Here is a 13,196-nt window from a genome sequence, read left to right on the forward strand (position 1 = left end):
ACTCCTTATGCGTTACCATAAACCGGGTTCGCTGGTGGTAATGCCTTTAAATCCGGCATGGAAAATTTTATCTACAAGGTATTTCCGCTTAACAAAGCCTCCGGCGATGAATATCACATCAAAGCCTTTTAAATTCCGGCTAATCAATTCCAGACACTGGCAGGCATATTCAGCAGGTAAGATTTCAATAGCATCTGGCGGGTTATGCTTAACAATATCGATGGAGTAATCCAGCGAACGTGAGTCGATGAGCAATACCCGAAAGATAGTTAACAATCCCTCTTTTTTGGCATAGCGTAGGGCCGAGAGATTGGACGAAATAACACCATCAACCTTGTAGTAATTTTTGAGCAAACTAATTCCCGCCTGGTCAGGTTTAAAACCACCCAAGAGCTCGAGGTGAATAAGCACTTTCTTGCCACTCTGATGACATTTACCGATCAACGATTGCAGGTTGCCGATATTCGCTTCGGATAGCAGTACGTATTCTGATGCGCAGGCCAGCGCCTGTTCAAAATGTTTATATTTTCTGATTGAAGGAATGATGGTGTTATTTAAGAGCATATTAATATCCGATGTTATTTAGCCATGTAGAGGCTGTAGGCATCTTCCGCTGTCGCATTTTCATGGATGATGGCATTCAGACCTGCTACTACTTTTGCCGGCTGTGGGTCCTGAGTGATATTGCGACCCACCGCTACGCCTTTTGCACCCACCTGCATGCAGTGCTGCACAAATTTAAAATAACCGTCGATGCCGGTTTTCGGGCCGCCCAGCGCCAGCACCGGCACGCCGGCCGCTTCGACGATAAGGCGGTCGTCCTCGGTGCCGGTGAAGCGGGTTTTGATCACGTCAGCACCCAGCTCAACGGCGATGCGGGCCGAGGCGGCGATAACGGACGGGTTGTTGGAGTCGTCGCTGGTCACGGGATAGCCGTACGGCAGGGATTCCACGATCAGCGGCACGTTCCAGCGATCGGCGGCCTGCGCCAGCTGCATCGCCATGATGTGCGTTTTCTCTTCATTAAATGCGCCGGGGAAGGTCATGCACACCACGCCTTCCGCAGCCACTTTCAGCGCATCCTCAATGGAAAAGACGGGTGTGGTATCGGGAACGGTATTATCAAAAATATTCACTGTGCTATCGACGCGTAATACAACGGGAACGCAATTGAAAACTTCGCGGAAATTTTTCAACATGCCATAAGTGACCAGCGCGCAGTCCAGGCCGCTTTCAACAAGGGCCGGAAGCTGATTTATCGTATTATCAATACCATTTGTTTTGCTTGAAAAATAGTAGCCATCCAGCGCCAGCGTGACGGATTTACCATCTTTTGCGAAAATACGAGAGAGACGACGTTCTTTAGACATTTTTTGACTCCTGAGATAGAAAAAAAACAAAAAGGCCCTCAGAGACTTTCGTCTCTGAGGGCCTTCGATTCACTTACCCTTTTGATAATCGTTCAGTAATCCAAACCATTATCAATTAATTTTTCAGCCTTATGGGTAGGGTTTAAATGGCATTTAATTTAAATCCGTTCCCTTGCTTGAATTAATTACTAGCATGCCAGAGTTCTTTCTGTCTAGCCGTTGTTGATAAACTGAGATGTTTATCACGAATTAAATTTGAGTTTTATCTTATCGATGCTGGCGAGTTTTGATATTAACGCCCATTTTGATTGTGCTTATACTGAGAGCAAAGACTCTACCGCCAGCTGCGCCAGCAGTAGCAGAAAGGCGAGCAGCGTCAGCCATTTCGCCGGATGCAGCTTGCGCTGCGGAATGGGAGTATTACGCAAACGTACAAACCATTGATTCATTTTCATGATTGACCTCCTGTCCCTGATGTCCATTAGCGAGAAGGGCAAAAATTGAGTGCCGATCTAATTGCCTGATACTAATGGATTAGTCGGCAATAACCTATGAATAAATGAAGCTGGTTTAGCTTTCATTCAATAATTGGGATAGAAATCATATCCATAAATACTAATGATAAGGGTCCGTTGATACGCGCGGTTACAGACCCTCATCCGGCTTTCCCTTGTTTACAGTCCTGGTCTCTGCCGCTTCAGAGTTCATGGTCCCAGGGCGGGTTAGCTCCTGGCCTCGAAACCGTCACCGCGGCGGCGCGCATACCGAGATCGACCGCGCGGCGCACCTGATCACGTGACAGTGTCACTAGTTTCTCCTTCTCCAGGAGCCCGGCCTGCGAGAGGCTGGCGAGAATACCGGCATTCACCGTATCACCCGCGCCGACGGTATCGGCCACCGCTACGCGTATAGCGGGCACATGCAGATGAAAATCAGCGGTCCAGGCATCAGCGCCGTCAGCCCCGCGGGTGACCACGATAAGCTTCGGCCCCAGCGCCAGCCAACGGCGTATTACCTCGTGTTCTTCGCCGGGTTCGGCAAACCACGCGAGATCCTCATCGGAAAGCTTGACGATATCCGCCAGCGCGATCATCCGCATCATGCGCGCCAGGTGTTTCTGCCGGTCCGGGATGAAAATTTCACGAATATTAGGGTCGAGGAACATCACCCGACGCGGTGCTTCCCTTACCATCAGCGCTTCATAAATGCTGCCGCACGGTTCGGCGATCAGGCTGATGCAGCCGAACAGAACGGCGGAGACGTCATCCCCGAGCGTCGGCAGGTCGTTTTCGGTCAGCATTCGACCGGCGCTATTCTCATCGTAAAAGGTATAGCGGGCCTGACCGCCTACCAGCCTGACGAAGGCGAGAGTGGTAGGCAGCGGCGCGCGGGTTGAGGGCGAATAATCCACGCCGGAGGCGTCAAGCGTGTGGCGTAGCATGTCACCCATAAAATCGTCCGATAAACCGGAAAACAGACTGACCGCCACCCCCTGGCGCCCGAGGGCAATGGCGGTATTGAACGCCGCGCCGCCGACGCAGGGCGTAAAGGCGGGAGCATTTTCACGGCTCCGGCAGGGCAGCATGTCGATGAGGGCTTCTCCGCAGCAGAGGATCATCAGTTATCTCCTTTACGAACCGTGACTACCGGCGGGGTTTCCAGCCGATCGGCTATCTGCATCCAGTTGTCGGCGAAGATCCCGCAGGCGGTCTTGATCTCGACGCCGACGGGGAGCTCCGGACACTCATTTTCGCCGTTGCTGCCCCAGTTAACCCATCCGGACTGACGGCGCTGGACTATCTGAAACGCGCCGGAGGGGCGGGAGGTCCACCAGATCATCGCCCGGCCGCTCGCCGAATCGTACTCGACGGTTTTACTGGCCGGCCCGGGGAAGATGGTTTCATCCGCGACAGCGGAAACGTTAACGGGCGAGTTGGTCAGCAGCCATTCCCGCTCGGTCAGATCGGCCCGAAGATGCGCGCGGGCGCGCACCTGACTCAGCCGCTGGCGAATCTCCGCTTCATCCAGCACGTGCTCCCAGCGGCAGAACATCCGCCAGTAGAGATCCCAGTGGGCAGAAGCCATATCGGCGAGCTGTTCGCGGAATTCGGCAAATTTCGGGCTTTGATTTTCCGACGTGGCGACGGTATTGGCCACCATGGCGACCAGCTCTTCGGCGTAGGGGTCGCCCGCACGATAGCGGGTGCCCCCGTACGCCGCGAAGCGATCGAACAGCAGTTTTCCCGGGCCGCTCTCAAATTCGTCGCCGACGGTGATCTTGTTGGTCACTGAACGGCCGTTGATGATCGTCGAAAAATCATCTACACAGTAGCGCCGCTGAAACCAGGGCGTGTTCCAGCTAAATTTCCAGTCGATGGCGAAGCGCTTACCGCGCAGCTCCGGTAATAATCCGTCGGGGATCGCGCCGCGCATGCGGTAGTGATGATAGACTGGACCCTGTTCAACGATCTCAATATCAACGACGGTATGCTCCGGCGGGTTAATCAGCCCGTTCTCCGGGGTAAAGAACGGACCGTAAAAACCGCCGATGGCATTATTCCCCGAAGGAAGCAGTTCGACGCCGTCCTGCAGAGCGCGGAAATGGCGCAGCCCCCATTTTGATGAACCGACGCCCTGAGCGGTTCCCCGACACATTTCCAGATCGAAACAGCCGGTATTGAGGCGCACAAAACAGTCGCTCTCCCGGCCGGGCAGCGTTTGGATACCGGATATTTCATCGACTTCAGCTGCCGTGAGCGGCCGCTCAAGCCGCATCTTAAAGGTACCGCTGAAGCTGACCGTCGCGATAAAAGCGGTACTGCTTGTCGACGATTCATGTTCGAGACGCTGGCAAAGGATCCGCTCGTCTTCACCGGTAATGGCCCACCACAGGGGTTCCGCTAGCCTCTCAGGGAGGGTAAACGTAATCGGTTCGCGATCCCGGGGGCCATTCATCGGATCCGTCAGGGTAATGTGGTATGTCATGGGGTGTACTCCATCAGATTTTAAGCAAACGAAAACCCGCCGCCGATGCGGCGGATAGACAAAGCGTCAGGGAAAGCTAGCGGGGACGGGCGATCTCTTTTTTCCGCCAGAAGGTAAACAGTTCCGGATGCTGCTTCAGTCCGTCAATCGCCACGGCGAGTATGATGACGATGCCTTTGATTAAGAGTTGGGTGAAAAAGGGCACGCTGAGCAGAATCAGACCGGTACTGAGTACGCCAAGTATTATCGAGCCAATCAGAGTGCCGATAATTCGCCCGCGCCCACCGGCGAGGCTGGTACCTCCCAGGACAACGGCCGCAATGGCGTCCAGCTCATATCCCGTTCCGGCAGTAGGCTGGGCGGAAATCACCCTGGCGGCGAAGATAATGCCCGCCAGGCCCGCGCAGACGCCAGCAATCATATACACCGCCGCAAGCACGCGTTTGACCCGTACGCCGGCCAGGCGCGCGGCCTGGGCATTGCCGCCGACGGCGTAAATGTGACGGCCAAAGCGGGTGCGTTCGAGAATGAACCACGCCAGCAGGTAAACCACCAGCATGATAATGACCGGGATGGGAATCCCGATAAGATAGCCGTTGCCCAGCTCGCGGAAGCTAAGGCTACTCGACACAATAGGCTGCCCTTCAGTAATGGTGTAGGCCATACCGCGCAGGAAGGTCATTGTCCCGAGGGTGACGATAAACGGCGCGAGGGCGAGATAGGCGGTGAGCACGCCGTTAAGCAGACCGCAGAGCGCGCCAACGCCAACCCCGGCCAGAATCGCCAGCGGCGCGGGGATCCCGGCCATCGCCGCAACCACCGAGACCACGCCGGAAACGGCGACGATCGACCCGACGGATAAATCGATACCGCTGGTTAAAATGACGAAGGTCATGCCCGCCGCCAGAATGGCGTTGACGGAGATCGAGCGGGCGATATTCAGCAGATTATCGACGCGGTTAAAGTTTGGCGCGAAGGTCGACATGAGGATCAGCAAAACCAGCAGGACGATTAAGATCCCCACCCGGTCCCACCATTTGGCAAAATCAAACGGCGCTTTGACCGGCAGTTCCGTCACAGGTTTATTGTTGTCCATGGCATTCTCCGGATTGACTGGTAAAGGTTCCTGTTGCGTGCAGCATTACTTCTTCTTCCGTGGCTGTACATGAGGGGATCTGGTGGACGATTCGCCCGCCGCGCATGACCAGCACGCGGTCGCTGATGCCGATGGCCTCCGGCAAATCGGAAGAGATCACCAGGATGGCTTTGCCGGCGCGAGCGAGTCTGTCTATCAGCTCGTAAATTTCCCTTTTGGCGCCAATGTCCACGCCGCGGGTTGGTTCATCGAGGATAAGCAACCTCGAGTCGCGCAGCAGCCAGCGCGCCAGCGCCGCTTTCTGCTGATTTCCGCCGGACAGGGCGCTGACGGGCAGTTCAACGGCGTTTTCCCGCAGCCGCAGCCTGCGCATCTGCTCCAGGACGGCAGCGCGGATGGTTTTGCGTTTAACCACGCCGCCGGCGACAAAGTGATCCAGCGAGCTGATATCAATGTTGTGCTCAACCGAATGACCGAGAAACAGTCCCTGGGTTTTACGGTCTTCGGTCACCATTCCAATACCGTCGGCAATAGCGGCGGTGGGGTCTGACGGCTGGCTCTCCCTGCCGGCAAGGCGCACGCTTCCCTGGCTGCGCGGATCGGCGCCGAAGAGCAGGCGGGCAACTTCGGTTCGCCCGGAGCCCACCAGACCGGACATGCTCACTACTTCGCCCGCGCTGACCTCAAAGGAGACCGGGCCGGTCGCACTGCCTGCCAGATCCCTGACTTCCAGCAGGACGTCGCCGGGCGTACGCGGCTCGTGCTGATAGAGAGCGACGATTTGCCGGCCGACCATCATGCGCACGATATCGGTGGTTGAGACGTTGCCGAGGTTTTCCGTGCCGATCCACGTACCGTCCCTGAAGACCGTGACCCGGTTTGCCAGCTGCCATACCTCTTCCATGCGGTGCGAGATGTAGACCATGCCGACGCCGTCCTGGCGCATCTGCGCGATCAATCGATAGAGCTGGAGCGTCTCCGCCCGCGACAGGGCGGCGGTCGGCTCATCAAGCACCAGCACTTTGGCGTTTTCACTGACGGCGCGGGCGATCTCAACCATTTGCTGACGCCCGATGCTCAATGATCCGAGCGGCGCCTGCGGGTCGATATCCGCGTTAATCCGATTCAGCTTCTCTCTGGCCTCCCGGTGCATCCGTTTGCGATCGAGAATCCCGGCGAAAGAGGTTGGCTCCTGGCCGAGAAACAGGTTTTCCGCCACCGTCATATCCGGCACCGTGTTCAGCTCCTGGTGGATAATGGCGATACCATATTTGCGCGCGTCCCGGGGCGTGCGAATATCAATCTCTTGTCCATCGATAAAAATAACGCCGCTATCGCGCTGCTCGTTTCCGGAGAGGATTTTCATCAGCGTGGATTTACCCGCGCCGTTTTCCCCCATCAGGGCATGGACCTCTCCGGCAAATAAATCAAAGCGTACGTTGTTCAGCGCGAGCGTCGCGCCGTAGCGTTTTGAAATCCCTTCCAGCCTGAGTAAGGGAGGTGATGATATGTCGGCCATTGTCTTTGCCCTCAGGGATGAACCTGAGGGTCATCCCGTTTGTTGCTTCTTAGAGTGACGATGTGATTACCAACCCGGATAGCTACCTACGTTATCGCGGGTGACCAGTACGCTTGGGATTAAAACGGTACGGGAAGCGATCGGTTTGCCGTCGACCATATCCTGAGCCAGCGTGATGGCCTGGCGCACCATTTCTCCCGGGTTTTGCGTCGCGGTGCCGATGAACGGCGAGCCGCTGCGCTTGAGTTCTTCAACCGCTTCCGGGCTACCGTCGACGCCGGTAACTTTGATCGCGCCGGCTTTGCCCGCCTGTTCAACGGCCAGCACCGCGCCGAGCGCGGAAGGATCGTTCATGCCGAAAATACCGGCGACGTCAGGATTGGCCGTGAGCATGTCGGTTGTCACCATCAGGCCGGAAGCGCGGTCGTTGCGCGATGCCTGCTGGCCGACAATTTTGATATCCGGGTATTTTTGTGCGACGTTTTTACAGCCTTTGATGCGGTCGATAATGGTCTGAATCGGCGTGCCATCCACCAGCAGCACTTTGCCTTTGCCGCCCATCTGGCTGAACAGGTATTCGCAGGAGGTTTCCCCGGCCTGGATGGCGTTGGTCATGATCGCCGCGTCTGCGCCTTTAGCGGGCGTATCGACCGCAATAACGATAATTCCGGCGGCTTTTGCGCGCTGAATGGCCGGCTCGATCCCGGACTCATCGACGGCGGAAATAATGATGAGATCCACTTTCTGCTGAATAAACGCGTCAATCTGCGTGTTCTGGTTTGCCAGATCCACCTGCGCATCCTGGACGTTAAGGGTGGCGCCGATTTTCGCCGCGGCCTGCTTAGCGTTCCTTTCCATCGCGGAGAAGAAGGGGTTGGACATGTCCTGCACCATTAAGCCGATGCGGGAGATTTTTTTGCCATCCTGCGGCGCGGCGCTGGCTGCGGGAATAAACCCTGTCATGGTGGTGATTACCGCGGTAACCGCGACAGCCAGCCATGCTTTGCGAAGTTTGGTCATATTCTGCTCCTTTCATTTTCTTGTGGTATGACGTACGGCCAGGTGTGGGGATGCCTCAGAAATAATCCCCTGATGTTGTTTTTTTAATTGCGACTGATGACTTCAGCCGTTATTTACATCGCTAAAATGATGAGAGAGTGGCGGCAAAATTGTTTCGCACCGGGTAGCCCGCTTTTTGGCCGGGAGGGACAGAACCGCAAGAGCAACGTCTGTCGGCCCGTACAATGCCGTTGGGCCTACCGGTTGTCAGCCATCTCAATCATCTCTTTTTTAATGGTTATTCATTTTCTACAGCCGCAGGACTGGCGAATAACCAGCTCGGCGGGAACTTTACGCTGGGTATTAATTTCTCCTTTTGCTTCCGGATTAATTAACTGGATAAGCATTTCAGCCGACTGTCTGCCAATCTCTTCGCTGTTTTCATTGAGCACCGTGAGCGGAGGATTCAATAGCGGCGCCCAGTCGAATTCGTCATAGGCAATAAGGGCCATATCGCCGGGAATGGCTATCTGGCGCTGCTGAAGCTGTTTAAGTGAACCCAGCAGTATAGGGTTGTTACCGGCAATTAGCGCGTCCGGCAGCGATGTCTGCCGGTCCAGGTACCGGCTCAGGGTGTCCGCAGCCGACTGCGCATCGTTCTCCGTTTCGACAACCTCAAGCGTGGCGCCGCACTGCTCAGCGGCCTCGCGGATCCCGCGCTCACGTTCAAAACGCGTGGTCCAGCGGTCCGGGTAGATCAGCAACAGCCAGTTTTTATAGCCGTGCTGCGCCAGATGGTTCCCCACCAGCAGGCTGGCATGGTAATTGTCGGTTGTGACGCTGGGAAAGTTGTGCTCGCCGCGAGGAGGAGAGTCAACGAAGACCACCGGAATATCCCATTTCGCCAGCAGGCTCAGGCTCTCCGGCTGGAGCGTCACCGTCGAAATGATCCCGGCCATCCGCGATTCGATCAGGCGGTTAATCATGCGATCTTCCTGCGCCCGGTCGTAGATCCCGTTTACCGCGATATCGCCAAGCACCACGGTCCACTGCGAAGGCTGCAGCATCTGCTGAATCCCGGACATCAGGTTGAGATAGTAAGAGTTCGACGCATGGGCGGTAATCACCGCTACCGAATCTCTGCTCGAACGTCGTAGCGCCTGTGCCGCACGGTTAGGGACATAGCCGAGTTCGCGCGCCACTTTTAAGATCAGCTCCCGGCTATCATCAGCGACACCATCGCCACCGTTTAGCGCGCGTGAGACGGTGAACATTGAAAACCCCGTCGCCTCACTCACATCCCGCATCGTCGCTTTTCGCATTTTTCGCTCTCTGCATTTATAAAAATTACCCGTGATATAAACGGTTATTTCCTTAACCTAAACGTTTATGAGACAAAACATAAACGTTTAGGTTTGTTTGATCAGTGAGCCGCTTCTCGTTTTGTGAACAGAAGATAAACAATGCTGTTTATGAATGAATTCCAAGTGTTTATTGATTTAATGCATACTTTTACCCTGAGCCGCTTTGTTACGCTTCGGCCCATCCATTGGCGGTAAGACAGGGTAGTCGTGTTGGAAATCTTTTTTTAACCCACTGAAAAGTATTAATTAAATATTTTTCACATCGCAAAAATCACGGTCCGTTATCGGCGGATCCGCTTTTGTATGGGTTAAAAAAGGTTCACCATGAAAGTCACATGGAACGTCAGCCCTGTGGGCTACCAGCTGATTAGCAAGCGCTGTCCCGCCTGTCATGGGCAGCAGGATTTCACCCCATCCGGCGCCTTCCGGGTCAATTCACAAAAAAAAATGCTCGATGTCTGGAGTATCTATCAGTGCGTCCGCTGCGCGTATACCTGGAACATCAGCCTGTTCTCTCGTTTACCGGTCAGCAAAATCAATCCGCAGCTCTACGAGCGATTTAGCGCTAACGATAAATCTGCCGTTGAGGCCTATTCTCACGATCTGCTGGTGCTGCGGCGTAATCGCGCGTCACCATCGGGATCGCCTGAATTCGTGGTCAAGGAGCGCTGGCGAATCAACCTTGTTCGCGCTTCTCAGGTGAGAGTGGAGGTCATCGTTGCGCGGGCCTTTCAGACCAGCCTGCTGTCGGTGCTACGAAGTCAGCTGCGCCTTAGCGGTAGCGCGGTCCGTAAACGCCTTGCGTCGGGAGATATCAGCGGCATCACGCTGAAGGCGTTGCGATCGCCCAGACTGAGGCCGGAAGGATATACGCTGTACATCACGAGGGAGGTTCTTCTCGCTCACAGGCGTATTCCGTTGTCTGCAGACCCGGATCGCAGAAGACGATAGCCAATGCCCCCGGGTAGTGTTTCTATCCGGGGAGCAGGCTCGCAAAAATCACTGCGAATTGCCATAAGGGGAAAATTAACCTTGCCTTCATTACTGTGCATTTATACAGTTTATAGCGGCGGCACGGCGAGAGTAACGATCGCGACAGCGAAGAGCTGGCCGGATGCTGCGACGGCTGATTCTGTTGACCAGGGTGAGAATGAGATTTATGGATACGCGTAAAGAAGTGCTGTTTGTGCTCATCGAGGAGTATGCCGACTGGGAGTTTGCCCTGCTGGCGCCAGGGCTGCGACGGGGATTTGGCATATGGGAGCCGCAGTATGATGTCAGGACCGTTGCCGCGGATGCGGGGCCGGTGATGTCTATTGGCGGGGTCCGTTGCCTGCCGGATTATACCTTCGAGACGATACCCGATGATTACGCCGCGCTGGTGCTGGTGGGCGGTATGAACTGGTGGGGGGAGGAGGCCCGGCGGGTGGTGCCGCTGGTAGAGCAAGCGCTGGCCCGGCAGATCGTGGTTGGCGCGATATGCGACGCTTCGGCATTCCTCGGCGCGCACGGCTTTCTCAATGATGTCGACCACACCTCGAACGGGCTGGCCTACCTGCAGAACAGAGCAGGCTCCGTCTACAGCGGCGCTGCGCGCTACCGAAACGTGCCTTCGGTTCGCGATGGCAACCTGGTGACCGCCAATGGGGTTGGTTTTGTGGATTTTACCTGCAATATGCTGGCGGCATTAAACGCGACGCAGGCGGGCGAGATCGAAGCGATGCGGGCGGCGTTTACGTCGGGCATGTTTACTGAAGGCTGAGTCAGAGACGACCGCAGCTGTACGGCAACGGGCTGAAAAATGCTTTTCTCGTGGGCGCGCCGTGAATGACTGATGAGCGCCGAAGGCGAAACAGGCGGAACCTGGCGGCTCGGGCCCGGCGCGATATTCAGCAACGCGCAGGGTTTCGCCATGCGCTCATGCGCTAACCCTGCCTTTACTTGCCGGTCTGCGGGCTTAGCCTGCGTTTGCGTAATACACAAACGCCAGCTTATTGCCGTCCGGATCTCTGACATAGGCGCTGTGGAAACCTTCACCGTACTGCGGGCGGTGGCCAGGGGCGCCTTCATCTGTTCCCCCGAGATTCAGCGCCAGCTGATGCAACTGCTGAATATGCTCAACCGAACGAGCGTTCAGGGCCACCATCACGCCGTTACCCGTCGTCGCTCGCTGTTGGTTGAACGGTTTGCCAACGCACAGCCCGATGGTGCGGTTTCCGCTGAATGTCCCCCACGATGCGCCTTCATCGCTCCGACCGCTCTGCGGATGCCCCAGCATCTCCATCAACGGATCGTAAAAACGAATCGCGCGTGGCAGATCGTTAGTGCCGAGCATGATGTAAGAAAACATGGCTCCTCCTCATTGTTGGTTTGAAGGTCGATGCCAATCTAGCAGCAAGGAGAAGGTCATGCAGGCCCGAGAGCTAAAAATCATACCCTCATCGCGATTATTCCGCGATTTTGCCTTGCGCGTGGGGCGGCGACTCAGCTCAGATCGTGCAGATCTTTCTCGTTTGGCGGCAGCAGCGCTATATCGTGGAAATTAACCCGTAGTCCGCTACGCTGCGGCGTGCAGCACATGACGCCGATCTTTACCGTTCCGCGGGGAAAGGGACACAGCCGCAGCAGCGGCCACTGACGGCCATCAGTAGAGTACTGCAGGCGCAGCGCTTCCCCCCGACGGGTCAGGCGCAGCCAGAACTCTCCGGGGTCGCCCGGAAAAACACCGGTCGCCCAGTCTGATTTTCCCTGTGTCAGTACGCTGCCGATAGCGGGCGCGCCGTCGTTGTACTCTATACCGGCCTTGAGCCAGCTTTGTGCGTCCTGCATAAGTATGAGCCCCGCCTGGTCATACAGGGTGCTGAAGTTGGCGCGGACCCGCACCTGAAAGGTGAAATCCGCTACGGCCTCCGTTGCGTAGATATGGCCGGAGAAGCGTTCAAATCCGTACCAGGTTTCGCGCCAGAAGTCGGTTTGCGCATCGGTGACTACGCTGAGTACGCCTTCGTCTTCCGACCATGTCGCGGGTTCGTTAATCCAGTGAAATACCTGATGCATCAGGCCTCCTGTCTTTGCTAAATAAGCGTTAAAAACCGCAGCGTGTCCTCGTCAGCCTGCTGCGCAAGGCGCGCATCCCACGCTGAACTGTCGGCATCGCAAAAGCCGTGCTGCGCATTGAACATCCGGCAGGTCACGGAGGGATTTTTCTCCAGCTCGTTTTGCATAACGCAGGGATCGAATGCCGGTTCATCGCGGGCGATGATGACAAACGTCGGGCAGGGGGGCGCAACGTCGCTGTAAAGGCGGATCCGCGATCCATAATGGCATACCGCGGCGTCGCAGAGTCCGCTCCTCGCGGCGAGCCAGGCTAAGGTGGCGCCCACGCTGTAGCCGATAAGGATTAGCGTGCCGTATTTCGCTCTAAGCTCGGCCAGCAGTGACACAATGGCGGCGGTATCAAATCCGACGTTATCAGAAAAGTGGCGCCAGGCCTGCTCCTGCTGCTCATAGGCGAACGGCGCAGAGTGAGAAAAAAGCGCTGGCGTGTACGTATCGAAGCCGCGGCTGCGCCAGGTCGCGGCGGTTCGCTGAATATGCGCATTGATGCCGTAGATTTCATGCAGCAGGACGATGGCTTTATCGCAATCAGGTAACATAAATGCGCCTCTGGCGGATAAATTGGGTTTATCTCCGGTCGGATGGACAGTTTATCAGGGCTGAAGCCTGTAGTATAAACCTACCTGCCCGGCAGGTTACTCGTGCATCCTGGTCTGTGATTTTCCTTCGCGGACGATCGCCGCGATGCGGCATCACATTAAGGTACCGTTTTTTTAGCTTATCTTTTACCACGTTAGCGAGGCCGT

The 13,196-nt window shown here is 56.0% G+C and carries 14 protein-coding genes; 2 read left to right on the forward strand and 12 right to left on the reverse strand.

The window, feature by feature from the left end:
• Positions 1 to 12 precede the first annotated feature (12 nt).
• The 9 genes from EGY08_RS29765 to EGY08_RS29800 all read right to left on the reverse strand — a co-directional run bounded on the left by EGY08_RS29765 (position 13) and on the right by EGY08_RS29800 (position 9,291).
• Positions 13 to 564 carry a glycerol-3-phosphate responsive antiterminator gene (locus EGY08_RS29765; RefSeq protein ID WP_004120104.1) on the reverse strand — a complete coding sequence of 184 codons (552 nt, stop codon included), beginning with the start codon at positions 562 to 564 and terminating at the stop codon, positions 13 to 15.
• Positions 565 to 578: 14 nt separating this feature from the next.
• A complete protein-coding gene (locus EGY08_RS29770; RefSeq protein ID WP_004120106.1) occupies positions 579 to 1,370 on the reverse strand; it encodes a class I fructose-bisphosphate aldolase in 792 nt (263 codons plus the stop codon).
• A 314-nt stretch (positions 1,371 to 1,684) separates the two neighbouring features.
• Positions 1,685 to 1,825, reverse strand: coding sequence for a hypothetical protein (locus EGY08_RS30875; protein ID WP_004120108.1), 141 nt, complete (start codon positions 1,823 to 1,825; stop codon positions 1,685 to 1,687).
• Positions 1,826 to 2,067: 242 nt separating this feature from the next.
• Positions 2,068 to 2,988: a carbohydrate kinase family protein gene (locus EGY08_RS29775; RefSeq protein ID WP_049115222.1), complete on the reverse strand. Its 921-nt coding sequence runs from the start codon at positions 2,986 to 2,988 to the stop codon at positions 2,068 to 2,070.
• The gene (locus tag EGY08_RS29780) at positions 2,988 to 4,355 is read right to left on the reverse strand and encodes a hypothetical protein (protein WP_049115224.1); all 1,368 of its coding nucleotides are present in this window, start codon (positions 4,353 to 4,355) and stop codon (positions 2,988 to 2,990) included. The genes EGY08_RS29775 and EGY08_RS29780 overlap by 1 nt, the downstream gene beginning before the upstream one ends.
• Positions 4,356 to 4,431: 76 nt before the next feature.
• The gene (locus tag EGY08_RS29785; RefSeq protein ID WP_004120114.1) at positions 4,432 to 5,451 is read right to left on the reverse strand and encodes an ABC transporter permease subunit; all 1,020 of its coding nucleotides are present in this window, start codon (positions 5,449 to 5,451) and stop codon (positions 4,432 to 4,434) included.
• Positions 5,438 to 6,970 carry a sugar ABC transporter ATP-binding protein gene (locus EGY08_RS29790; RefSeq protein WP_123829346.1) on the reverse strand — a complete coding sequence of 511 codons (1,533 nt, stop codon included), beginning with the start codon at positions 6,968 to 6,970 and terminating at the stop codon, positions 5,438 to 5,440. The genes EGY08_RS29785 and EGY08_RS29790 overlap by 14 nt, the downstream gene beginning before the upstream one ends.
• Before the next feature lie 66 nt (positions 6,971 to 7,036).
• Positions 7,037 to 7,990, reverse strand: a complete 954-nt coding sequence (locus tag EGY08_RS29795; protein WP_004120119.1) for an ABC transporter substrate-binding protein — start codon at positions 7,988 to 7,990, stop codon at positions 7,037 to 7,039.
• Positions 7,991 to 8,271: 281 nt separating this feature from the next.
• Positions 8,272 to 9,291 carry a LacI family DNA-binding transcriptional regulator gene (locus EGY08_RS29800; RefSeq protein WP_004120121.1) on the reverse strand — a complete coding sequence of 340 codons (1,020 nt, stop codon included), beginning with the start codon at positions 9,289 to 9,291 and terminating at the stop codon, positions 8,272 to 8,274.
• Between the two features lie 366 nt (positions 9,292 to 9,657).
• On the opposite strand from EGY08_RS29800, the gene EGY08_RS29805 reads away from it, so the two are divergent.
• Both EGY08_RS29805 and EGY08_RS29810 read left to right on the forward strand, forming a co-directional pair.
• Positions 9,658 to 10,284 (forward strand): DUF1062 domain-containing protein, encoded by a 627-nt coding sequence (locus tag EGY08_RS29805; protein ID WP_004120131.1) that lies wholly within the window; start codon positions 9,658 to 9,660, stop codon positions 10,282 to 10,284.
• A gap of 208 nt (positions 10,285 to 10,492) precedes the next feature.
• Positions 10,493 to 11,095, forward strand: a complete 603-nt coding sequence (locus EGY08_RS29810; RefSeq protein WP_004120134.1) for a DJ-1/PfpI family protein — start codon at positions 10,493 to 10,495, stop codon at positions 11,093 to 11,095.
• Positions 11,096 to 11,290: 195 nt separating this feature from the next.
• Here EGY08_RS29810 and EGY08_RS29815 read toward each other — a convergent pair whose 3' ends face one another.
• From EGY08_RS29815 to EGY08_RS29825, 3 genes are all read right to left on the reverse strand, one after another.
• The gene (locus EGY08_RS29815; protein ID WP_004120137.1) at positions 11,291 to 11,683 is read right to left on the reverse strand and encodes a VOC family protein; all 393 of its coding nucleotides are present in this window, start codon (positions 11,681 to 11,683) and stop codon (positions 11,291 to 11,293) included.
• A gap of 134 nt (positions 11,684 to 11,817) precedes the next feature.
• A complete protein-coding gene (locus EGY08_RS29820) occupies positions 11,818 to 12,390 on the reverse strand; it encodes a DUF1349 domain-containing protein (RefSeq protein ID WP_123829347.1) in 573 nt (190 codons plus the stop codon).
• 17 nt (positions 12,391 to 12,407) lie between these two features.
• Positions 12,408 to 12,989, reverse strand: a complete 582-nt coding sequence (locus tag EGY08_RS29825; RefSeq protein ID WP_123829348.1) for a dienelactone hydrolase family protein — start codon at positions 12,987 to 12,989, stop codon at positions 12,408 to 12,410.
• Positions 12,990 to 13,196 lie beyond the last annotated feature (207 nt).

Source organism: Klebsiella sp. FDAARGOS_511 (assembly GCF_003812845.1).
Classification (GTDB): domain Bacteria; phylum Pseudomonadota; class Gammaproteobacteria; order Enterobacterales; family Enterobacteriaceae; genus Klebsiella; species Klebsiella grimontii.

Excerpts from the sequence above, each read along its gene's own strand:
- EGY08_RS29820 (WP_123829347.1), bottom strand. The coding sequence starts at position 12,390 with ATGCATCAGGTATTTCACTGGATTAACGAACCCGCGACATGGTCGGAA.
- EGY08_RS29775 (WP_049115222.1), bottom strand. The coding sequence starts at position 2,988 with ATGATCCTCTGCTGCGGAGAAGCCCTCATCGACATGCTGCCCTGCCGG.
- EGY08_RS30875 (WP_004120108.1), bottom strand. The coding sequence starts at position 1,825 with ATGAAAATGAATCAATGGTTTGTACGTTTGCGTAATACTCCCATTCCG.
- EGY08_RS29815 (WP_004120137.1), bottom strand. The coding sequence starts at position 11,683 with ATGTTTTCTTACATCATGCTCGGCACTAACGATCTGCCACGCGCGATT.
- EGY08_RS29780 (WP_049115224.1), bottom strand. The coding sequence starts at position 4,355 with ATGACATACCACATTACCCTGACGGATCCGATGAATGGCCCCCGGGAT.
- EGY08_RS29800 (WP_004120121.1), bottom strand. The coding sequence starts at position 9,291 with ATGCGAAAAGCGACGATGCGGGATGTGAGTGAGGCGACGGGGTTTTCA.
- EGY08_RS29805 (WP_004120131.1), top strand. The coding sequence starts at position 9,658 with ATGAAAGTCACATGGAACGTCAGCCCTGTGGGCTACCAGCTGATTAGC.
- EGY08_RS29795 (WP_004120119.1), bottom strand. The coding sequence starts at position 7,990 with ATGACCAAACTTCGCAAAGCATGGCTGGCTGTCGCGGTTACCGCGGTA.
- EGY08_RS29785 (WP_004120114.1), bottom strand. The coding sequence starts at position 5,451 with ATGGACAACAATAAACCTGTGACGGAACTGCCGGTCAAAGCGCCGTTT.
- EGY08_RS29825 (WP_123829348.1), bottom strand. The coding sequence starts at position 12,989 with ATGTTACCTGATTGCGATAAAGCCATCGTCCTGCTGCATGAAATCTAC.
- EGY08_RS29765 (WP_004120104.1), bottom strand. The coding sequence starts at position 564 with ATGCTCTTAAATAACACCATCATTCCTTCAATCAGAAAATATAAACAT.
- EGY08_RS29810 (WP_004120134.1), top strand. The coding sequence starts at position 10,493 with ATGGATACGCGTAAAGAAGTGCTGTTTGTGCTCATCGAGGAGTATGCC.
- EGY08_RS29790 (WP_123829346.1), bottom strand. The coding sequence starts at position 6,970 with ATGGCCGACATATCATCACCTCCCTTACTCAGGCTGGAAGGGATTTCA.
- EGY08_RS29770 (WP_004120106.1), bottom strand. The coding sequence starts at position 1,370 with ATGTCTAAAGAACGTCGTCTCTCTCGTATTTTCGCAAAAGATGGTAAA.